This window comes from Desulfobacter curvatus DSM 3379 (assembly GCF_000373985.1).
Classification (GTDB): Bacteria; Desulfobacterota; Desulfobacteria; order Desulfobacterales; family Desulfobacteraceae; genus Desulfobacter; species Desulfobacter curvatus.
In genome coordinates this window covers 1-21,352 of sequence record NZ_KB892935.1, presented here as the reverse complement: position 1 = coordinate 21,352, position 21,352 = coordinate 1, and the positions used below count along the sequence as shown (strand labels likewise).

Annotated in this window: 18 protein-coding genes; 10 read left to right on the top strand and 8 right to left on the bottom strand. The window is 49.1% G+C overall.

The window, feature by feature from the left end:
* Positions 1–10: 10 nt before the first annotated feature.
* Complete coding sequence (gene dsrA, locus B147_RS0104335; RefSeq protein WP_020586018.1) at positions 11–1,336, bottom strand: dissimilatory-type sulfite reductase subunit alpha; 1,326 nt, start codon at positions 1,334–1,336, stop codon at positions 11–13.
* A 201-nt stretch (positions 1,337–1,537) separates the two neighbouring features.
* A complete protein-coding gene (locus B147_RS0104330; RefSeq protein ID WP_020586017.1) occupies positions 1,538–2,206 on the bottom strand; it encodes a tetratricopeptide repeat protein in 669 nt (222 codons plus the stop codon).
* Positions 2,207–2,403: 197 nt separating this feature from the next.
* Between B147_RS0104330 and dapA the strand changes: the two genes are divergently transcribed.
* The gene (dapA, locus tag B147_RS0104325; protein WP_020586016.1) at positions 2,404–3,438 is read left to right on the top strand and encodes a 4-hydroxy-tetrahydrodipicolinate synthase; all 1,035 of its coding nucleotides are present in this window, start codon (positions 2,404–2,406) and stop codon (positions 3,436–3,438) included.
* Between the two features lie 70 nt (positions 3,439–3,508).
* Here the strand turns inward: dapA and B147_RS0104320 are convergent, their stop codons facing one another.
* Complete coding sequence (locus B147_RS0104320) at positions 3,509–4,345, bottom strand: YkgJ family cysteine cluster protein (protein ID WP_020586015.1); 837 nt, start codon at positions 4,343–4,345, stop codon at positions 3,509–3,511.
* Between the two features lie 248 nt (positions 4,346–4,593).
* Here B147_RS0104320 and galU point away from each other — a divergent pair, with 248 nt between their 5' ends.
* Positions 4,594–5,463: a UTP--glucose-1-phosphate uridylyltransferase GalU gene (gene galU, locus B147_RS0104315; RefSeq protein ID WP_020586014.1), complete on the top strand. Its 870-nt coding sequence runs from the start codon at positions 4,594–4,596 to the stop codon at positions 5,461–5,463.
* Positions 5,464–5,520: 57 nt separating this feature from the next.
* Here the strand turns inward: galU and B147_RS0104310 are convergent, their stop codons facing one another.
* Genes B147_RS0104310 through B147_RS0104300 form a run of 3 tightly spaced genes read right to left on the bottom strand, consistent with a single transcriptional unit; the run spans position 5,521 to position 9,832 of the window.
* Complete coding sequence (locus B147_RS0104310; protein WP_020586013.1) at positions 5,521–6,153, bottom strand: lytic transglycosylase domain-containing protein; 633 nt, start codon at positions 6,151–6,153, stop codon at positions 5,521–5,523.
* Positions 6,128–6,517: a hypothetical protein gene (locus tag B147_RS0104305; protein WP_020586012.1), complete on the bottom strand. Its 390-nt coding sequence runs from the start codon at positions 6,515–6,517 to the stop codon at positions 6,128–6,130. Before B147_RS0104305 ends, B147_RS0104310 begins: the two co-directional genes overlap by 26 nt.
* A 48-nt stretch (positions 6,518–6,565) precedes the next feature.
* The gene (locus B147_RS0104300; protein ID WP_020586011.1) at positions 6,566–9,832 is read right to left on the bottom strand and encodes a UvrD-helicase domain-containing protein; all 3,267 of its coding nucleotides are present in this window, start codon (positions 9,830–9,832) and stop codon (positions 6,566–6,568) included.
* A gap of 273 nt (positions 9,833–10,105) precedes the next feature.
* On the opposite strand from B147_RS0104300, the gene B147_RS0104295 reads away from it, so the two are divergent.
* The 8 genes from B147_RS0104295 to B147_RS0104260 all read left to right on the top strand — a co-directional run bounded on the left by B147_RS0104295 (position 10,106) and on the right by B147_RS0104260 (position 19,240).
* Complete coding sequence (locus tag B147_RS0104295; protein ID WP_020586010.1) at positions 10,106–11,071, top strand: thioredoxin family protein; 966 nt, start codon at positions 10,106–10,108, stop codon at positions 11,069–11,071.
* 23 nt (positions 11,072–11,094) lie between these two features.
* Positions 11,095–11,472 (top strand): NifB/NifX family molybdenum-iron cluster-binding protein, encoded by a 378-nt coding sequence (locus B147_RS0104290; RefSeq protein ID WP_020586009.1) that lies wholly within the window; start codon positions 11,095–11,097, stop codon positions 11,470–11,472.
* A 199-nt stretch (positions 11,473–11,671) separates the two neighbouring features.
* Complete coding sequence (locus B147_RS0104285; protein WP_020586008.1) at positions 11,672–12,751, top strand: UDP-glucose--hexose-1-phosphate uridylyltransferase; 1,080 nt, start codon at positions 11,672–11,674, stop codon at positions 12,749–12,751.
* 88 nt (positions 12,752–12,839) lie between these two features.
* Positions 12,840–13,772 carry an AAA family ATPase gene (locus B147_RS0104280; RefSeq protein ID WP_020586007.1) on the top strand — a complete coding sequence of 311 codons (933 nt, stop codon included), beginning with the start codon at positions 12,840–12,842 and terminating at the stop codon, positions 13,770–13,772.
* Between the two features lie 3 nt (positions 13,773–13,775).
* Complete coding sequence (locus tag B147_RS27380; protein WP_020586006.1) at positions 13,776–15,122, top strand: DUF58 domain-containing protein; 1,347 nt, start codon at positions 13,776–13,778, stop codon at positions 15,120–15,122.
* Positions 15,119–17,197: a transglutaminase-like domain-containing protein gene (locus B147_RS0104270; RefSeq protein ID WP_020586005.1), complete on the top strand. Its 2,079-nt coding sequence runs from the start codon at positions 15,119–15,121 to the stop codon at positions 17,195–17,197. The genes B147_RS27380 and B147_RS0104270 overlap by 4 nt, the downstream gene beginning before the upstream one ends.
* 57 nt (positions 17,198–17,254) lie before the next feature.
* A complete protein-coding gene (locus tag B147_RS0104265) occupies positions 17,255–17,605 on the top strand; it encodes a cupin domain-containing protein (protein WP_020586004.1) in 351 nt (116 codons plus the stop codon).
* A complete protein-coding gene (locus tag B147_RS0104260; protein ID WP_020586003.1) occupies positions 17,606–19,240 on the top strand; it encodes a hypothetical protein in 1,635 nt (544 codons plus the stop codon). It begins immediately after the preceding gene.
* A gap of 25 nt (positions 19,241–19,265) precedes the next feature.
* Here B147_RS0104260 and B147_RS30010 read toward each other — a convergent pair whose 3' ends face one another.
* Positions 19,266–19,652, bottom strand: coding sequence for an ATP-binding protein (locus B147_RS30010; protein WP_020586002.1), 387 nt, complete (start codon positions 19,650–19,652; stop codon positions 19,266–19,268).
* On the bottom strand, positions 19,639–21,081 hold the full coding sequence (locus B147_RS30005) for a hypothetical protein (protein WP_020586001.1): 1,443 nt from the start codon (positions 21,079–21,081) through the stop codon (positions 19,639–19,641). Before B147_RS30005 ends, B147_RS30010 begins: the two co-directional genes overlap by 14 nt.
* Positions 21,082–21,352: the final 271 nt, after the last annotated feature.

Sequence of the window (21,352 nt, the reverse complement as noted above, 5' to 3'; positions counted from 1 at the left end):
ATCTCCCTTTTTATCTTAAGTGATGTTTTCTGTATTCGTCAACGTCACGTTCCCAGCCACCCGGTACTTCGTCCTCTTTCCAGAAGATGTAGGGGTTGGTTCTCGGGTAGGCAACATGCTGGGGCTGAGCTTCGATACCGGTTACTTCCAGAAGTTTCTGGAAACCCTGGCGCATAATCAGCTCGCCAAGACGTTCGCGGTTTTTACCCTCTTCCATCCACCAATCCCAAATATTTTCAATGATTTCAGTAATTTCTTCGTAATCATTGTCGGCATTGACTTCAACAAAGGGAACCAGCAGAGAACCCATCTGTGCACCGTCAAGGATCGGGGCCTTGGCACCGCAGAGAATGGACAGACCGGTATCTTTACCAATCTTCAATGCTCTGGGCATTACGTTGATACAGTGCATGCAGCGGCTGCAGTTGGCATTGTCAATGGTCAGGGTTTTGTTTTCAAACTTCATGCAGCCTGTGGGGCAAAGTCCGACAACTTCTTTTTCAATGTCAAAGGGACCCCAGTCTTTACCTTTATGGGCACCGGCATTGGCAGGATATGCAGCATCATTTTCAACATATTTGTTAACTGCGTCCTGATCAATACGGATGTCGTCTTTCCAGGTACCGATAAAAGACATATCGGAACGTGCGATGGAAGCAACACAGCAGTTGGGGCAACCGTCAAATTTGAACTTAAACTTGTAGGGGAATGCCGGACGATGCAGCTCATCCTGATATTCGTTGGTCAGGAAATGGCAAAGTGCGCTGGTGTCGTAGCAGGAATATTCACATCTGGACTGTCCAAGACAGTCAGCAGGGGTTCTCAGGTTGGAGCCGGAACCGCCCAGATCCTGGTTGAAGTCATGGGTCAGTGTCCAGAACACTTCTTCCAACTGGGGAGTAGTGGTACCCAGCAGGATGATATCGCCGGTGGCGCCATGCATATTGGTTACGCCGGAACCCCTGAAATCCCACAGGTCAGTCAATTGTCTGAGATACTCAGTGCTGTAGTATTTGCCGCAGGGCTGGTTTACACGCATGGTGTGGAAATGCTCAACACCAGGGAACAGTTTGGGCTGATCGCAGTAACGACCAATAACGCCGCCGCCGTAACCGAATACACCAACAATGCCGCCGTGTTTCCAGTGGGTACGTCCATGTTTGTAAGAAAGTTCTACAACACCAAGAAGGTCGTCTACACAATCCTGAGGAATCTGGAATTCAACGCCTTTTTCATTTTTGGCTCTGACTTCTGCTTGCTGCTTCAGGTCAGAAACAAAGCTAGGCCACGGGCCGTTTTCCAGCTCGTCCAGGAAAGGAGTTTCATGCTTAGCCATTTACTTACCTCCGTTAAAAGTTGATTTACATGCAACAATGAAAAGATTGTTCCAAACTTTCCATCAATATTCTTTTCTCTATCATTCCAAAGCGTTAGCAAGAAAAAAACGCTTTGAATTAGACACTATAAGCAAAATAACATAGCTGATATAGAATTTATAAGTCCGCATGTCAATAAAAACCTGTCATCACAGATGTGATTATGCATTCCGGTGATCATCAAGTTCATCCAGCAGTGCCGGGTTGACTTCAAACCCTAAATCAACGGCAATATCACAATGTTCAATAGCTCGTTTGTAATCTTCAAGCTCAAGATAGGCCACGGCCAGGTTGTTATGGGCAATGGGGAATTTAGGTTCCACGGACAAGGCCTGAAGATTGGCTTTGATCCCCTCTTCGACCAATCCTTTCATAAAATATGCGGTGCCCAAGGTGGTGTAGGCCTGAACGAAATTCTTATTGTGGATAATCGCTTTCTTTAAATTTTTAATCGCCTTGTCCACTTTTTCCTCATCTTCCTTGGCATCTTTGCCGTCCACCAACTGCAGCAGAACAAAGCCCATATTTGCATAACCTTCTGCAAAGCCTGCCCGGGCCTTGGTGGCCCGCTGGTTGAACCGGAAACAGCCCTCGATATCCCCCCGTTGAAGACAAAGCCCTCCAAGCTGGACATAGGCCTCTGCCAGGGTGGGGCTGCACTCAATGGCGTCATGAAGCACTTTTTCCGCTTCCGCAAACTCCTGCTTGCCGATCAGCGCAACAGCCAGGTTATAGTGGGTTGTGCCGCATTCGGCGTTACTGATCAGGGATTGCCTGAGTCGTGCGATCTGCTCGTCTGCATTTTTGGGCAGATTTTTGGAATCAGCCATTTATGTCTCCTTTGGCTCTTTTATGACTTTATCATTGTGTTTAAACAAAATTTTTATATAATAAATTTTTTTATTCGAGTGTCAAGATCTTTCGGGGAAACTTAAAGCCTCTACCCGTGAAGAATTGACAAAACGTTTTTGGGCAAATTGTTTTATCCGCGCTTGCAGCGCAACTAACCATCAGGAGTTTGTAAGTTATGGAACAAGGATGCTACACAGCACTTATCACCCCGTTCACCCCGGCAGGCGATCTGGACCGGGACGGCCTGTCCGGGCTTATTGATTTTCAGATTGAAAACCGGATTACCGGAATTCTTGCCACCGGCACCACCGGTGAAAGCCCGACATTCAAATGGGAAGAACACAATCTGGTTATTGATCTGACGGCTAAACAGACCAGGGGTAAATGCAAGTGCATCGCCGGCACCGGTTCAAACAACACGGATGAAGCCTTAATCGCTACATCCCATGCTGCCGAACAGGGCGTGGACGGTGTGCTTCTGGTGGACCCCTATTACAATGGGCCATCTTCCCTTGAAATCCGGCGGGAATATTACGAACTGGTGGCAAGGGAAAACACGGGCCTGGAAATAATCCCTTATATTATACCGGGGCGTACCGGGGCCCAGATGCTGCCCCAGGACCTTGCCATACTTGCGGACAACTGTGCCAATGTTAAAAGCGTCAAGGAAGCCACCGGAAATCTCGACAACATGAAGCTGACCCGGAAACTTTGCGGGGACAATTTCAATATCTTTTCCGGGGACGATGCCCTGGTATGCCGGGTCATGTCGGATGAAGAGATCCGGGCCTGCGGTGCCATTTCAGTCATGTCAAATATTGCACCGGCATCCATGACCCAAATGGTTGAACTGCTTAACCAGGGCAAAGCCCAGGAAGCCCTTGCCCTTCAGACCGCATTGTCTCCGCTGCTGGATCTTGTGGTCATCACCACTGAAGAGGAAAGCAAGTACGGACCGGTCAAATGCCGGGCCAGAAATCCTTTGCCCCTGAAAACCATGATGCAGATCCTTGGCCTGCCGTGCGGTCCCTGCCGGCCACCTTTGGGCAAAATGACCCAAAAAGGATTTGAGACGGCGCTTGCTGCCTTAAAAAAAGTACAGGCAGACAATCCGGAAATTCTTGCGCCGGCAGCCGCTTTCTTTGATCTGGATATTGACGCCCGCCTAAATGATTCGGCGGCCCATAAAAACCTTTGGTATAACTATTAAACAACACAGGCGCACTACAGATTTCTTCCGTAGTGCGCCCGATTACGTTATAGATTGCCCCAAAAACTCATTATTCTTCAGAAACAGCTGTTTCTCCGCGTTGCTCTTTGGGATTAAACATCTTTTCGCCGGATTGAAAAAAGGTCACTTTAAGCCACTCAAATCCGAATTGAAGCAATTTCACATCGTCATCTTTAATCTCGGCCACCCGTTCTTCCGGGATATTGTACCTGGTCAGAAATGAAGATTCAAACACAAACCGTTTAAATTTATCAATATTATAACATACCGTAAAAAACATCTGTTTGGCCTGCTCGGACAATTGCATACTGGCCGGTAAAGATTTTTTACGGACCATGAGATCCAGCCAGCCTTCATTGACCTCGTCACGCAGATCAACACCCTGGTCTTCACGCCATTCCCCTACGGTCCACTCCTCGTCTTCATTAAAGCCCTTACAATGGGGTTCCTTGATCATAAAAAAAAACTCATCTTTATCCGCATCAGCCTGCTCCCCGGAATAACTCAAAGATCCTACACCAAGGGGGTAGTAGCGGCAGGTGGTCGGCCGGTCTTCGTAAATCATGCATCCCTCTTTGTCCTGGACAAACGGACAGGACCGGCGTTCATCGTCAAGGAGCTTAAGGGTCACCACAGGCATATCCGCTTTTTCAAGAAGCTGTGGTGTGGTAAATATGGCTAAAAATTTTTCAGAATCAATTTCCAATTTTTTGCGCATGGTTAAAATATCATAGGGGGTGAGCATGATATCAATCCCCCTGCAGCACTCGGTAAAACAAGAAACACCTTTATGGCATTTAAATTTAAACCGGCTGTTAAGGCTAAGCTGCTCCGGCGGAATCTCCGCTTGGGCCTGTGTTTCATCCATTTTATTTTCAGCGTTCATTAACTATTTCCTCATCAATTAATAGCAAGCAATATAAAGGCAGATACCATACTGGAAATAGGCAATGATGTCAATCGGATAGCCGGGCCTACACAACGAAAGGCACGGCACCCCCTGCAGGATTGTTGATTTTGGGTTTGACACAACCGCCCTGCTAATCTAAAAACAAAGTAGTTTGAACATAAAAAACTTCAACTGGAATAACCGTTCAAACAAAAAATTCAGTATCAAGTATTCAAGGAGTCATCATGAGAGTTAAAAAAGCGGTATTTCCGGTAGCCGGCCTTGGCACCCGGTTCCTCCCGGCAACTAAGGCGATGGCCAAGGAGATGTTGACTGTGGTAGACAAACCCATTATCCAATACGCTGTTGAAGAGGCATTTGACGCCGGCATTGAACAGATCATCTTTGTCACGGGCCGGGGCAAAAAAGCCTTGGAAGACCACTTTGACCGCAGTTATGAATTAGAGACCACGCTCAAAACCAAGGGGAAAACAGATTTGCTGGAGATGCTCCAGGGACTGGTGCCCAGAACCGGCACCATTGTCTACACCCGGCAGCATGATCCTTTGGGACTTGGCCACGCCATCTGGTGCGCCAGGGACATTGTGGGGGATGAGCCCTTTGCCGTACTTCTGGCCGATGATATGATCCAGACACAGGATAAGCCCGTGCTTTCGGAAATGGTGGAAAAATTTGAACGGTTCCGCGCCTCCATTGCAGCCGTCATGGAAGTGGATAAGGATCAGACGGATAAATACGGCATTCTGGATGCGGCCCCTCTGGAAGAGGATATGGTAAAAATCAATGACATGGTGGAAAAGCCCCAACCCGAAGAGGCCCCATCCAACCTGGCCATTGTTGGCCGGTACATCCTTACCCCCAAAATCTGGGAATACCTTGGAAAAAAACAGGCCGGTGCCGGCGGTGAAATCCAGCTCACGGATGCCATGAAAGGCCTTTTAACCCAACAACCGATTTTTGGATATAAATTCAAGGGTACACGGTTTGACTGCGGGGACAAGGTCGGATTTCAAATGGCCAATCTTTCCTATTCCCTTGAACGGCCGGAAATGCGCAGCAAACTCCTTGACTTCATAAAAACGATCAAGGATTAGATAATTTCTGAACAAGAACTCGTGTTTGGACGGCTCGATAGAGGAGCCGTTCAAACACTAGCTGCTTTTATACCGTGAATACAAAGATATGACCCTTTGTACATAAGTCTGGGTCTCTTCATAGGGCGGAATTTTCTTGTATTTGTCCACAGCCGAGGGACCGGCGTTATAGGCAGCCAACGCCAAGGCAAGTTTCTCATTATACCGAATGAGCATCCGCTTCAGATACCGGGTACCGCCCATAATATTCTGGGATGGATCAAAGGGGTTTGAGATATTTAAAGAGGCATCATTCTCGGGCATGATCTGCATAAGCCCCCGCGCCCCTTTGCTGGACACGGCATTGGGGTCAAAACTGGACTCGGCATGGATCACGGCCTTGATTAATGCCTGGTCCACACCAAAGGCGCCGGCTGCTTTGAGAATAATGTTGTCGTAGATGTCAGGTCCGGCCTTGAAACTTCTTGTCCGGGCCTGTATCCGGTTTGTTTTTTTTTCCTTGAGAAAAAGGGTATAGCCTTTAGCAGTGGGGGTATTGGTGAAATGCCACACACCATCGGCGTCAATATACCGGTATATATCCCCCAAGGCCGTACAGGGCCAGATCAGGCACAGACATACGAAAAGAAAAAATATCGTCCAAAGACGCTGATTTTTTACAGTCCTATTTTTTCCTCTTGCGCTTTTCAACCCGGTCCTTGTACTCCTTTAATGCAAGTTTCTCAGGAAATTTAGGGTTGGCCACGTATCGACCGGTATTTTCAAGAAATGTATTTACCAGATTTTCCAGAACGGCATCTTTTTCATGATCCATGATCATATTACGTTCCAGCCGGTAGCGATATTCAATGGGAGACCCTAGTGTATTTAAAATATCATCAAATTCGCTATCAGACAACGATTCAGATGTGAACAGTGATGTTTCCACAGGGATCTCCATGGTTGCGGTCATAATAACGACCCAGGCATCCGCCCCGATTTTTCTTGAATCGTCAAAAATTTCAAGACAGTGACCATGGTCTAAATCCAGTTTTCTATAAGGTGTTCGTTCCATTTTACATTTTTTTTATTTGTGCATTATTGTTAACATTTTGAGCAGGATTCAAAATAATTCCAATTGAATATCCTTGGGTTTTTGTTTTTTAACCTGCTTTTTTCCCTTTTCATACCGGGCCAGTTCTTTTTCAATATCATCAATAAAACAGGACCGGATTCTTTGTCGTTCCCGGCCGAATATGCGTCTTTTTCGTGCATATGTCAAATAGAGCATCTCCTTTGCCCGGGTCATGGCCACGTAAAAAAGGCGGCGTTCTTCATCTGGATCTTCCACGGTTTTCCCGTCCCGGGCAAAGGGAATTGTGCCGTTTTCGCATCCTGCAAGAAAAACAACCGGAAACTCAAGCCCCTTGGCCGCATGCATGGTCATCAAAGAAACCTTTTCCACCGCTTTGTCCAAAAAATCAGGGTCCTGGTCCAGCCTTAGAGCGTCCAGGAGTTCTCCAGGCGCAGGATACCTGTCTGCCAATGCGCTAATCCGCTGCCATGCCGTTGCCATTTTTTCATCCGTTTGGCCCAGGGCCTGGATATCCAGCCACCCCCCCAGGGTATCAAGAAGCGTTGACGTGTCCATGGGGTCAGAAAGCGCTGCAATCCTGGGCAAAAATTGTGCAAACTGCTGCAGGTCGGTCTCACTGCCGCGGCGAAGAAAAATCCGCACTAAGGCCAACAAATCTTTTATGCCTGCCATGTCGATCCAGTTTTCCCTGTCTGCGGTTTGAAAAGGGATGCCGGCCTTCTCAAAAGCCTGGGCAAAGGCCAGGGCCTGCTGCCGGGTGCGGTAGAGAACGGCAAAATCGGAGAAGGCATATTCCCTGTCCGTCCCGGAGTCCGGGCCCGTGCCCTTATCCATGGACAGAAAAGAGAGCCCCCCCACCCCTTTTTCAATGATCTTTCCCACGGCAACCGCCTCAGCACTCTCACTGGCAGTTTCATTGATGGAAATCTTTTGTGTGCCGTCAAGGCTTGCATAAATTTTACGACCCTCATTGTCCTTATCATCGCCGGTACAAATCACCTGAAACGAGGCGTCCAGGATGGTCTGGGTGGACCGGTAATTTTGGCGCAGGCGGATTTGTTCGCACCCGGGGAAATCGTGTTCAAACCGGTTGAAAAACCTGCTGTCCGAGCCTCTGAATCCGTAGATGGACTGATCAGGATCACCAATCACAAAAATGTGGCTATTTTGTGAAATAAGCTTTACCAGCTTATACTGCCCCAGGTTCAAGTCCTGGTACTCATCCACAAAAATAAATTTATACTGTTGCCGCACCTGTTCAAGCAGGGCCGCATCCCTGGAGAAAAGCCTGAAACAGATGAAAATCAAATCTTCAAAATCTACCAGACCGCGTTCTTCAAGCATTTGGTCATAGGTTTTGTACACCCCGGTCCAGACCGGATCAAACTCTTCAAGGCCATTATCTACAGCGTCCTCTTGATGTTTATCACCAGGTTCCTTTAATTGCTGCTTTTGGCGGCTGATCCAGGCATCCAGTTTTGACACGGTTCTTTTGAGCACCTTTTTTTCGCCTGTCACGGCTTTCATGGCCATTCCCAGCATCTCAAAACGCAGGTCTTCCTCCATGAGCCCGCGCTTGAAATCCGAATAACGTTTAAGCATGTTAAGACAAAACCCATGAAAGGTAGCAGCGGTCACAAGCTGACCGCCCTGGGGAATAAAGGATGCAATCCGGTCGGCAAGTTCTCCGGCCGCCTTATTTGTAAAGGTCAACGCCAGGATGTTTTCAGGGGCAACCCTGTTTTCCCGAAGCAGCCAGGCAATCCTGGCCGTAAGGGTACGGGTTTTCCCCGTGCCCGGCCCGGCCTGGATCACCACGGCCCTTGATTCGGACTTAACCGCCCTGTCCTGCTCCGGGTTCAGTCCGTCCAGAATGTGTTTAGGGGCAATGGATACCAGGGTTTCTTTTTTTTCAGGTAAAGGCAATACCGCATCTTTGCTTTGGGACGTTTGACGGATACGTGGTGCGCCGACCGGTTTCTTTGCCTTTTTACGGGGCAAAGGATCGGCGAACAGGCTTTTTTCTCCCTGGATATTCTCTTTTTCCTCCCGGGTAAAAATATTAACCGTTCCATACTCGCCGTCGAACCCTGGGTCAATGTGAATATCCCCGTCCCTCATCTTTTGTATGGCTTGGGGCAGTAAAGGCACACCGGCTCGCTCAATGATGTCAGTCGATAGCTGTGTGAGTATGGCAAGTTCCGGCCCCAAGGCATTAACCGCCTTATCATAATGGGTGTTCACTTTTTTGGTATTAGGCCCCACCCCAAAAATCTGGGATAAAATATCTGCCAGGGGCACCACATAGGTGTGGGGATGCCGGTTTTCAGGTTTGAACCCCTCGGGCCGGTCGGCCAGTTCCCGAACCCGGTAAAGCACGCCCAGGGTCAAGGGCTTTCCGCATTCGGGACAAATCCCGTCCAAGGCTGCGGTCTCATCCGGGTTGAGACACACCCCGCATTTGCGGTGGCCGTCATAGTGATATTTCCCCTGGTGGGGGTACATATCCAGGGTGCCTTGGTATGCCTTCAAATTATGGGTTTCAAGGGCGCGTCGCACCGCATCAAAGGCCAGATCCGTATCAAACACCGAAGCGTTGCGGCCCAGAAATTTTGGGGAATGGGCATCGGAGTTGGAGATGAGCCGGACCCTGTCCAGATCTTTCACCCGCCAGTTCATGGGCGGGTCTGATGACAGGCCGGTCTCACAGGCAAATATATGGGAACTTAAATCACCAAAGCATTCCTCAATGGTATCAAATCCGGATTTGGACCCGAACATGGAAAACCAGGGCGTCCAGATATGGGCCGGAACAAAAAAGGCCCGGTCGGACGTCTCCAGCATGATCTCCAGCAGATCCCTTGCATCCAACCCCAGAATGGGCCTGCCGTCGGATTTGATGTTGCCGATGGCATCCAGGCGGGCATTGAACTTTTTTGCCGTGTCCAGATCCGGCATATAAATCAGGTTATGGTTCTTGCGGACCCTTTCGTCCTTTTTATATATATTGGAGATCTCAGACTGGAGAATAAAACGCACAGGTCCTTGGCACGAAGGCGGGATGCCTGCGTCAATCTGCCTTGAAATTTCATTTTTTAATGTAAACAGCCCGGGTTCGGCAGGCTCAAGCTTTGTCTCGATCTCCTGAATCCAGGCCGGATGGGTAAAATCCCCTGTACCTACCAGGGTAATGCCTTTTATCCGGGCACTGTGGTAAATATGCTCCAGGTCCAGATTTTTGGCCGTAGCCCGGGAATATTTCGAATGAATATGCAGATCTGCTATATACTTCATTTTCATGGAACCTGTATGTGGATAGTTAATTGCATTTCAGGCCATTATGTACATGATTTAAACTTAATTTAAAACCCGAATTCTGATAAGTAATGTTTGGACGAAAAGTCACCCATCTGCGACGTTGCAAAAAAATTTGCAATCCTCACAACCCTAAGGTTGCTTAAGGTTACAAATTTTACTGCGCCTTGCATCTGGGCAACGCTTCGCCCAAACACGGCTCTTTGTTCAGGCACTAAACATCAAAAAGATCCAAGCCAACCGGAGGCCATTATGGACAACACCACAAAAGAACAGATCAAGGCCTGGACGCCTTTGGGACGCCCAACCTTACTTATTGCAAACACAGAACATTCCGAACAAAAAACATTCGAAACATTTGCCCGCCAATGGCAGGATCTATCGGATTCCATATCGTGGACGGACAGCAGCCAATCTGGGGATCTGCCGGGCTTTTATTTGAAAAACAATATTCTGTATTCCGCCCTGCCCCTGGAACGTGAACTGCAACCTTTTTTAAAAGGCCTGGACGCCCTTGACCAACCGAATCCGGGTGATGGTATCCAAGAAACGTTGGACAATATCGAAGCGCCCTGCCGGCTGACCCTGTATATTGCCCTGCAATGCCCCCACTGCCCGGGGATGGTTGAGCGGCTCATTCCCCTTGCCGCCGCCTGTGGAAAAATTAATCTTCACATCATTGACGGTTCCCTGTTCCCTGAAAAAGCCCAAAAGGATAACGTTATGTCCGCCCCCTGCCTGATTCTAAACGATGACGATGCCCGATGGACCGGGGCAGTGGCAGAAGAAGAAATTGTGGACATGATTGTCAACAAAGAGAGCATGGATCTGGATACAAAGGCCCTGAAAACCATATTGGAGGATGGGCGGGCAGAGTGGATCACCGAGCGGATGCTTGCGTCCAACAGCCTATTCAAAGGATTTGCCGGACTTCTCCTTCACGAAACCTGGTCCGTGCGTTTAGGTGCCATGGTGGTGGTGGAAGCCATTGCCGAAGAGGCCCCCGCCCTGTGCGCTGAGCTGGAAAAAATTTTAATTGATGCATTCAATACCAAAGATATCCCCGTTCAAGGTGATATTTTATACGCACTGGGAGAAATAGGCACCCCGGATACACGGGACTGGATCACTGCCCATCAGGCGGGGATGTCCCACGAAGATCTTAGGGATGCGGCAGAGGATGCAATTCAATCTATTGAGGACCGATTTAATCTCTAAATAATAAAGCCAGGGAAACACCCATGAAAATTGCCGTCACGGCCCTTGGAAAAAATCTTGATGCCCAGGTGAGCGATAAGCCGGGCACCGCGTCACACCTTCTGGTGATAGACATGTTGTCCAAAGAGCTTCAATGGTTTAAGGGTTCGGAAAAATCCGGCCCGGTGGCAGGCCTTCAGTTCATCACCATGGCCGTCAACGAACAATGTGATGCCTTTCTGACAGGCTGGTTAAACCCGGCCGGCCAACGGCAGCTTGAGGCCCGGGGGATCACGGTGGTAACAGGCATGACCGGCAAGGTAGAACAGGCCCTGGAAAAATTTGAACGGGCGCATGCAGCAGATCCGGCGACGATCCCAAAGAAATCGTCGGGCATCTCCCGTTCGCACTTATTCCCATGATGATATCCCTGTTTGGCTGGTCCTTTGCTTTGCTCTTTACACTCTTGACCGTGGCGGCATCCTTCTGCGTCGGTTTCTGCATGAACCGCCTGAACCCTTAAAAAAAATTGAAAAGAGAAGGGTTATTATATATGCTGCCTGAAACAGACAAACAATTCAACGGATCCTATGGTTTTCTAAAATTCTGTAAGGACACGCCATGCCTGAACACAAATCATTCGAATCAACCCCAAAGGACCTGCCCCACAGGCGGTTCAACCTTTTGACCGGGGAATGGGTGCTGGTTTCCCCACATCGGACAGACCGGCCCGGGACCGGACAGCAGGAAAACCCGTACAAAGGGCAATCCGTCCGGTATGATCCCGAATGTTACCTGTGCCCGGGCAACCGGCGGGCTTCGGGAAAAACCAACCCAATGTACACCCGGCCCTTTGCTTTCACCGATGACTTTCCGGCTTTGCTGCCGGACAACAGCCTGAAAAAACCCATTTTGGATACCCTGCTTCAGATGGCACCGGAATCGGGTCTGTGCCGGGTCATTTGTTATCATCCCCGGCATGACCTGACCATGGCCCGCATGACCGAAGATCAGATCCGTACCATAATTGATGTTTGGATTGATGAATTCAATGCGCTGGGTCAAAAAAAAGATATTGCCTATATCCAAATATTTGAAAACAAAGGTGAGATGATGGGCTGCACCACCACCCACCCCCACGGACAGATCTGGGCCAACAGCTCCATTCCCAACATTCCCTTAAAGGAAGACTTTCGGCAGCAGTGCTACATGCAGGACCATGATCGTTGCCTGTTGTGTGACTACATTAAACGGGAACTCAACGAAAAAGAACGCATCGTTTTTTCCAACGATTCTTTTGTTTGCCTGGTGCCTTTCTGGGCGACCTGGCCCTTTGAAACCATGATTCTTCCCCGGCGTCACATGGGGGCTATTAGTTTTATGGATGAAAAAGAGAAAACGGATCTTTCCGCCATCATCCGGCAGCTTGGCATCTGTTATGATAATTTATTTGAAACCTCGTTCCCCTATTCCATGGGAATTCACCAGCAACCCATACTAAGAGGACTGGACAGCACAAGTGCCATCTGGCATTTCCATTTTCACTATTATCCCCCGCTTCTGGGGGCCGAAAGCATAAAAAAACACATGGTGGGCTATGAGATGCTGGCCATGCCTCAACGGGATATCACCCCGGAAAAAGCAGCCGGCATGCTCAGGTCACAAGGCCTTACCCATTACCTTGACAAGCCGTTATCTTGACCCCATTATTTTTCCCTTGTCGATCCCGGGATTTGTGGTAACATCGTTTTAGGAGTTCACCCGAATCAGTCAAGGAATAAAAAGCGACATGACGGGATTTGACACCTATACAAAACTGTTTCAAAGCATTACCCGTGTTATAAAAGGCCAGGATCACACCGTCACCTTGCTGCTTTCAGGCGTTGCAGCAGGCGGGCATATCCTGCTTGAAGATGCACCCGGTAACGGCAAAACCACCCTGGCCAAGGCCCTGGCGTTTTCTGCCGATGCGGATTTCAAAAGAATCCAGTTCACACCGGACCTGTTGCCTTCGGATGTATGCGGCGTCTCCATCTTTGATCCGTCAACACAGCAGTTCAGGCTTCATAAAGGCCCGGTCTTTACCAATATTCTTTTGGCTGACGAAATCAACCGGGCATCGCCGAGAACCCAGTCTGCCCTGCTTGAAGCCATGGCGGAATCCCAGGTCAGCATTGACGGCAAAATTTTGAAACTGGATGATTTCTTTTTTGTCATTGCCACCCAGAATCCTGTGGAATCCAGGGGCACCTATCCATTACCCGAGGCCCAGATGGACAGGTTTGCCCTGAAGCTGTCCATGGGTTATGTGGGCCCCGACGACGAGGTGGCCATCCTGACAAACCAAGAGAGTCAAGAACCGGTCAATGCGGTTGTTCCCTGTGTTACAAAACCGGAAATCCTGGCTATGAAACAGGCGGTTGACGATGTGTATATCAGCCAAGAGCTTAAATATTATATTGTAAGCCTTGTGGGGCAAACCCGGACCCATAAAGGCATCACCCTGGGTGCCGGGCATAGAGCCTCCATCACCCTGATGAAGACGGCCAAAGCCTATGCCCTTTTTTCAGGCAGTGATTTTGTCACGCCTGAACATATCCAGGAACTGGCCATACCGGTAATGGCCCACCGCCTGGTCCTGGACCCGGAATTCAACTTTTCCGGCAACTCAAGCGCCGGCACCATCCACGATATTGTCAAATCAACCAAAGCGCCGGGGTAACGGGTGGAAAAGGCGTCAACCAAATTTCTTTACCGCGCTTATGTTCACTTTGCCAGGTACGGCTTCTGGAAAAAAAATAAATTTTCCATGGCCGGAAATTTTTTGATCTATGCCTTGATCCTAACTGCCTGCCTTGGCCTGGATACCTTCAGAAGCATGGTTTACCAGCTTTTTTCTCTGTTATTCTCTGTATTTGTCGTTTCCGCCATTCTTTCCTTCAGGTCCCCCAAAGGTCTTTTGGCAAAACGGATTCTGCCGGAATACTGCACCGCAGGCACCCCTGTCAGCTACACCATCCTTGTTGAAAACAGGACAAGCCGCCTTAAAAAGGGGTTTGAAATCCAGGAGCGTTTCAGCAACGCGATCCCCTCCCTGCAGGCGTTTGACAACGCCAGGGAACCCCATGAGCATTTACGAAATCCCTGGGACAGAAGACTAAAAGTGCAGCGCTGGCAATGGCTGGTCCGTCAAAAAAAGAACGCGATTGTACCACGCCGACCTGTGCCGGACATTCCCCCGGAGAGCCGGGTTGCCGTCCAGGCGAAGCTAACGCCTTTGAACCGGGGATATATCTATCTAAAAGGATTTACGATCTTTAAAAAAGAGCCCCTTGAGTTCATGCGCGCCTTTTATCATACCACCAGTGAAGCGAGGCTCCTTGTTCTCCCAAAGCGATACAATGTCCCTGAAATAAACCTGCCCGGTTCCAGAAAACACCATAGAGGCGGCATTGCCCTGACATCAAAGATAGGCAACTCCGACGAATTCATCTCTTTAAGGGAGTACAGACCTGGTGATCCCATGCGTCTGATCCATTGGAAAAGCCTTGCCAAAACAGGAAAACTCATTATCCGGGAAAACCGGGACGAACATTTTGTCAGGCATGCCCTGATCCTGGACACTCACGCACCGGAAGGCGCAACCCAAGAATTTGAGACCGCCGTTAGTTTAGCCGCCTCCTATGTGTCAAACCTGGTCACGGGCGAGTCTTTGCTGGACCTTTTCTTTGCAGGCAACCGGGTCTATCATTATGCGTCGGGCAGAGGGCTTTTGGGCAACACAAAAGTTTTAGAAATCCTTGCATTGATTCAACCCACAAAAGAGAATGCCTTTGCACCGGTATCCCAGGCTGTTCTCAAGTACAAACAGCTTTTAAGCGGATGCATTTTAATATTCACCTGTCTGGACAAAGAACGCTTGGACTTTCTCAATAGTTTGAAGGCAGCCGGTATCACCACAGCCGCCTTTCTTGTGGCAGACCCTATTGCTGCAAATCCCAGTGGTTCTGTCCATCCGGTTGATCCCAACAATGTTGAAACAAGCTTAAACAAGGCTGGACAAACCCCATGAAAACCATCCCCCTTACCATGGCCGCGGCCCTTGTTTTCTGGGGACACCAGACCGGATATCTGATTCCGGCCTGTTTTATGGGTGTTGTTATTGAGCTTGCCCGGGTCCTAAAGACACGATGGGAGCCCTCTTTAGACCAGGTGAATAAAATCAGCGATACATGTACGGTCTGTTTTGCCGGTACCATCATTTATTTTGTTTCATTGGATATTGAAACGGCTCTGGTGGATATATTGCGTTACCTTCCTGTTTTCGCCTTTCCTTTGATTGTTGTTCAGGAATACAGTGCAGCCGGGGACATTGATGTTCGGTCCCTGTACCTGTTCAAGAAAAGGATTATGGAAAAGACCCAAGCGGTGAGAATCAACTTAAGCCTTGCATTCATCATTATCTGTTTGATCTCTTCTGCTGCGGCAAACAACCGCCTGTTCCCCTATTACCCGGTTACCCTCGGCATCATTGCCGTCGTGCTCTTTTTCCAGCGAACCAAGGGGGCGGATATCCGGATATGGATTGCCGCTGTAATGGTTGCCGCAATCATGGGATTTTTTCTGCAGGCAGGTGTTCATCATGCCCAGAGGGCCCTGGCTTGGCGTGCATGGCACAGGCTAATCGCCGACAATGCCGATCCAATGAGGGGGAGAACGGCCCTGGGCAAGATTGGCCGGCTCAAGCTTTCCAACAAAATCATTTTCAGAGTGCTCCCCCCTGAAAATGATGATGGGAGTACCTATCTTTTAAAAGAAGCGGCTTACACCTTCCTTTCAGGCACCATGTGGAGTGCTGCCCAAAACAAATTTGAACCTCTCCCCCTATCAGACGACAACGGTTTTATCACCGGCCGGCCAGCCGTCTCAGACCGTCAGGAACCCGGAAGACAACAGACGGACCCCCCAGCACCGTCCAGGCCGACGCTGACCATTCTAACCCGGATGAAAAGACCCAAGTGGATCTTAAGAGCACCCGAAAAAGCCCTTGAAATCAACTGCCCCACTGTTTCCGGTGTCTACACAAACGGATTGGGCACATTTATGGTTGATGACGCCCCGGGCTTTATGATCTATGATATCCGGTATGGCGACCCCGGCACTAAGATCCTGCCACCGGGCAAGCTTGACCTTTTCATCCCGGATCGGGAAAAGGCATTGTTCCAAACCATAGCTGTTGAACTCGGGCTTGGGCCGGACAAACCGGCTCACAAAACTTTACCGGAAATCAAAAAATATTTTTTCACAAATTTCAGTTACACCCTTGATCTCAAAGCCGATGACAAAACATCCCCCATCACGGAATTTATGATCCGGACCAAGGCCGGGCACTGTGAATATTTTGCGACGGCCACGGTATTGCTCCTTCGCGCAGCAGGCATTCCTGCCAGGTATGTAACCGGATATATGGCTTTTGAAAAAAGCCGTATGGGCAACAAAATCGTTGTGCGCAGAAAACATGCCCACGCCTGGACTGAAGTTTTCGTCAACGGCAGATGGACTTTTTTTGATACAACCCCGCCCTCTTGGACAGATAAAGAAAAGAGCCATTTCATAACAACCGCAATTCCCGACCTGTTCTCCCTGATGGGATACGGATTTGCCTTGCTTCGCTGGGGCAACCCGGAGACCCAGAAAAAACTGCTGTGGCTCCTGGTGCCCCTGGGCATCCTGATCATCAGGCGCCTGCTCAGAAAAGACAAGCAAAAGAAGAAAAAGAGCCTTCGCCATGAACAAAACCGCAGCCCGTCAGGCCTTGGGACGGCTACCCCGGACTTTTATATCCGAAAACTTGAAAAAAAACTTATCCAATCCGGGTTTTCCAGAAAGCCCCATGAAACCTATGAACAATTTTTCATTCGGATCAGGGAAAAAGCATTTTCCCTGCAGGATGTTCCATCCCTTATGACTGTTATCCGGATTCACAAACAACTTCGTTTTGGCCCCCGGCCCATTTCCGGCCGGGACATGGCGTTATTGAAAAGCCAAACAGACCGGCTGATTCAAAAACTGTCCAATCCTGTGAATGCGCCCCAAGGGCAATCCATTGCGGGGACAGGCATTGACAATTCAGACCCTGGTTCTTAAATTCAGGTACCAGTACTTAACCGAACCGGCCGGACAGCGCCGTTTAAAGGAGATAACATGAAAGCAACCCACTATACGGATATCCAAGGCACAGAACTGAACAACGACATGGTCAAAAATGTCACAGGCCGGGTACTCATCGGGAAGGATGACGGGGCTCCAAATTTTTGCATGAGAAGATTTGACGTTGAACCCGGCGGTTATGCGCCCCGGCATACCCATGACTGGGAGCATGAAATTTATGTGATTGAAGGGAAGGGCGAAGTGCTCCTTGGGGATCAGTGGCATGACATTTCCCAGGGGACTGCAGTCTATATCCCCCCCAATGTTGACCACCAGATCAAAAACAGCTCGGATGGACCTCTTGCCTTTCTGTGCCTGGTTCCGTCGGCCGCCCCGGAGATGTGAATGAAAGCGCCCAGGACCTGTGTAAGCCCCCAGGGGAAGTTCGTAGTAGGCATCCACGCGCCTAAATTTGCTGTGGATAATTTCAGGCAAAAGACCAATAAAGATGTGCTTGGCCGTCTTCCCGACGGCGGGCTTGTGGAAAACCTGACCAATTACCCTTCGGGACAGGTCCGGGCAGATGCAGCAGACCGGATTTATGAAATCGCCAATGCATTTCCCTTCAGAGGGAGCACCTTTATCAATTCGGCATGGGCGGACCAAAAGGCACAACACCCGGATACCATAGGGCTTTCCACCCGACCGGACTGCTCTTTAGCCACTTGTCTTAAACAATGGCAACAGGAAAAAGGGGGGCCCAAGGGGCCTGTGAGCCAGGTACTGGAACTGCTTCCCCGCCCCCTGAAACTGGCCCTGGCCCAGGCGTCCACAGACCCTTCTGACCTTTGTGCCCTTGCCGGTCTTGCCTGCGACTTTGTGTATGATAACGGCAAAGACCATCCGCCCACGGGTGTTGCCTTCAAAAAAAACGATCAAGGCAGGATCTTCCCGGTTATCCACGACCATGATCTCTATGACGTGCTTGGCAACAACCCGGCCATGCCCGATGCCTATAAAGAGGTGATGGTGCTCAAACCCGGCATTCAGGGCAACAGCCCCATTGTGGGAGAAAGCCTGGATAACACCCATGTTTTTGAATATATGCGGGCCAACTCATATATCCCCTGGGGCCATTATGCCGACAACATGGCCAATGACCAAATCCGCTACCGGGCCAATGACCTGACCCCGTCTGACATGGCAGGTATCCGGCATCTGTATTACCAGCGCATCTATGTACGCCTTGCCCGGATGCTGGGGCTAACACTGCCCGCAACAGGAAGGTCCCTGGCTACAGATGAGCTTGAGGTGCTGCGCATGGAAGTTATGGAGGCCCTGGCATCGGGTGACCACAGGCCATTGGACAATGATTCGCCCTTTTTCACGGGAGCGTTATGGGGATGGAATTTCGGATTCGGGTTTGCCCAATCCGGACACCGGCTGCATGCCTCCCACCAGATGATCCACCAGCAGAATGCCATGATTCCCGAAAGTATCCCGGACAATGACGGCAATCCTTACCCCTGCTTTGCCTGCGGGGATCTTGTGGCTGACTTTATCCGGGACTACAAAGCCGTCCACAACACAGATTTTTTTACAGCCTATATCAAGGCCATTGAAAACAACCGGCGAACGGACATGAACCCGGACGGGCCCAATTCCCTGAAGGTCTGGGAAAATGACAAAGTAATGCTGTTTGCCCCCAAGGCCCAGGTCAGTGAATGGGAGCTGATGCTGATGACCAAAGCCCCCTGCCCCCATGTGCTTTGTGCCGATACTGAAACCCGCAATGCCCTGGACACCGGCATCCGCATCGCCATCCAGACCCTGGAAACCTTAGGGGCACAGATGGTCACAAGCGTGGAATTTTCAGGCCGGTTTAACAGCCCGGTCACAGAACAGCACCTTGTCTACTCGTTTATCCCGCGGCTGCCCTATGCACCGGGCACTTTCTCCGAAGCCCAGATGCGTTTTATCGGGGGATGTTTTCCCGAAGATTTTGCCTTTGCCTGCCGGAAGGCGTTTAAGACCCAATAGGGATAGCCGTTGACGGTTCCAAGTTTTAAACAACCGATTTTTTACTTCCTGTTTTTGTATTACAGGGCAATTCAAGTACAAATGTCGCACCGCATCCGATTCCTTCGCTTTGAGCATTCAGGCGGCCGTCTAATTCTTTCGCGGCCAGTGCGCCACTGTGAAGTCCAAAACCATGCCCTGTTTTTCGAGTTGTAAATCCGTGTTGAAATATTTTAATGAGATTCTCCTTGGAGATCCCTACGCCATTGTCCGAAACCTGGAAGCTGATCCTGTTTTTACCGGAACTGAAAATATGAAGGAAAATGGTCCGCTTTGGTGATTCCGGTTCCGTATCGGTATGTTGTTCACAACATGCATGTATGGCATTGTTAATCAAATTTAATAAAATCTGCAGGACCTTATGCTTGTCCACCGTAATGTCGGGGACCGAGTCGTAATGCCGCGCAACAGTGATATTTTTTTGGGGATAAAGAACCGGCATTTATGGCCAGTGCATCTTCCATCAACCGCTCTGGAGGCAGCGTTTCCATTACCCCGGACACTCGTCCGTAGGTCTGCTGCATAGTGACGATTCCCTTAATATGCTCGATACGGTCAAAAAGGGCCATGGCTTCCTTGGTCAGAAGTTGATGTTCATCCTCCATCGCCGAGGATAGGGCCAAAAGATATTTCGGGACCTGAACCCCGCGGGGATCCTCAGTAAAAAACCGGCCTAAGTCCTCTTCTTCCCCAGCAACCAGATCAGCCAGTTTACTGATATTTTTTACCATTGAGTCCCTGAGTTGATCCATAATCAATGCGCACGAGACGTTTACACTGTTCAATGCACTGCCGACGTTGTGGAGCACACCGGTGGCGACTTCTGCCATACCAGCCGCACGGGAGGCCTCCACAAGTGAACTTTGGGTTTCAGCAAGTTTTTTGTTTGCTTCTTCAAGCGCGCTATGCTGTCTTTCCGATTCTTTATACTGAGCCTCCAGGATAAGGTTCTTCGTTCGAGTCCGCACAAACAGAGAAAGCCCGATAAAGATCAAAAAAATCAATGCCCCTGTACCGGCAAGAAACTGCCATCCTTTAAGATTTGGCAGGATCTCTTTTGATTCAATCATTGCCGTGAGAAACAAAGGCAGTGTCTGTATTTGTGTACGGGTGACCATGATCTGTAATGCGTGATTATATGGATGAGGAACAAAAACAATTTCCATATTTTTTATTCTGGAAAGGATTTCCCGATCGTTTTCCAGCAAACCATACAGACAGGTATCATCAGAAAAACGGATGGGCACGCCGTTGTTCAATACCAAATCGAAACATTTGGAAGACATTTTTACAGATGATTCTAAAAAATTTTTATACAGAGAGTTTAAATCCAGCCAGGCCAGAATCCAGCCAACCCTCTTTTTTTTAAAGAAACATGGTGAGACCAAAATTATCTCATAGCCGTCCCCGTTCTTATTTAAAACAGCCTGGGGTTCTTTGTCGACCTGTTTTACCAGTTCAGTAACATTGAGTCTGCTATCTTTCGAAGGCTTAGCCCCTGTTTTTACCAGCAGCGCCCCACGATGATCGGTGAGGGCGATTTTTTTATAAATGGGATCCCCGATGATGCTCTTGCTTTGAATAATTTTTCCCATCACCCTGTTGATGCTGAACAGACTTACTTTTAATCCATACTGTTCCGTCATCCCCATGGCGCGGTTGACAAAATAACTTTCCACCTCTACTGAATCGGCCAGAGTACGGGTATCATACATACGCTCCAGAAAGTAGTAGTCCAACGTTTTGGCCTGTTTTTCAATATCAAGCTGAAACCGCTTCAAGGAGGATTCATAAAGTGCCATGTTATTCTGATAATCATAGTTCCGGTCATATGACTTAATACTTTAGCCCAAATCGTGTAGTATAGTCGCACCCGAAGTTTACCCAGGAGACAGAGTAACTATTCCAGTTGCCTCGATTCTCAATTTTGTTCATCAAGAGCAGCATCGTCCCGCCAAAAGGCATCTTCAATATCACGAGTTTTCCTTATTAACCCAGCGCAGGTCTTGGCGGTAACCTTGCCAAACGCACTTTCAAGCTGCTGAATTAAATTATTCATTGTAAAATCACAAT

What these genes read in the sequence shown, in the direction of transcription:
- B147_RS0104330 (WP_020586017.1), bottom strand. Translation starts at nt 2,206, where the DNA reads ATGGCTGATTCCAAAAATCTGCCCAAAAATGCAGACGAGCAGATCGCA.
- B147_RS0104290 (WP_020586009.1), top strand. Translation starts at nt 11,095, where the DNA reads ATGAAAATTGCCGTCACGGCCCTTGGAAAAAATCTTGATGCCCAGGTG.
- dsrA (WP_020586018.1), bottom strand. Translation starts at nt 1,336, where the DNA reads ATGGCTAAGCATGAAACTCCTTTCCTGGACGAGCTGGAAAACGGCCCG.
- B147_RS0104260 (WP_020586003.1), top strand. Translation starts at nt 17,606, where the DNA reads ATGAAAGCGCCCAGGACCTGTGTAAGCCCCCAGGGGAAGTTCGTAGTA.
- B147_RS0104295 (WP_020586010.1), top strand. Translation starts at nt 10,106, where the DNA reads ATGGACAACACCACAAAAGAACAGATCAAGGCCTGGACGCCTTTGGGA.
- B147_RS0104265 (WP_020586004.1), top strand. Translation starts at nt 17,255, where the DNA reads ATGAAAGCAACCCACTATACGGATATCCAAGGCACAGAACTGAACAAC.
- B147_RS0104270 (WP_020586005.1), top strand. Translation starts at nt 15,119, where the DNA reads ATGAAAACCATCCCCCTTACCATGGCCGCGGCCCTTGTTTTCTGGGGA.
- B147_RS0104285 (WP_020586008.1), top strand. Translation starts at nt 11,672, where the DNA reads ATGCCTGAACACAAATCATTCGAATCAACCCCAAAGGACCTGCCCCAC.
- B147_RS30005 (WP_020586001.1), bottom strand. Translation starts at nt 21,081, where the DNA reads ATGGCACTTTATGAATCCTCCTTGAAGCGGTTTCAGCTTGATATTGAA.
- B147_RS0104305 (WP_020586012.1), bottom strand. Translation starts at nt 6,517, where the DNA reads ATGGAACGAACACCTTATAGAAAACTGGATTTAGACCATGGTCACTGT.
- B147_RS0104280 (WP_020586007.1), top strand. Translation starts at nt 12,840, where the DNA reads ATGACGGGATTTGACACCTATACAAAACTGTTTCAAAGCATTACCCGT.
- B147_RS0104320 (WP_020586015.1), bottom strand. Translation starts at nt 4,345, where the DNA reads ATGAACGCTGAAAATAAAATGGATGAAACACAGGCCCAAGCGGAGATT.
- dapA (WP_020586016.1), top strand. Translation starts at nt 2,404, where the DNA reads ATGGAACAAGGATGCTACACAGCACTTATCACCCCGTTCACCCCGGCA.
- galU (WP_020586014.1), top strand. Translation starts at nt 4,594, where the DNA reads ATGAGAGTTAAAAAAGCGGTATTTCCGGTAGCCGGCCTTGGCACCCGG.
- B147_RS0104300 (WP_020586011.1), bottom strand. Translation starts at nt 9,832, where the DNA reads ATGAAGTATATAGCAGATCTGCATATTCATTCGAAATATTCCCGGGCT.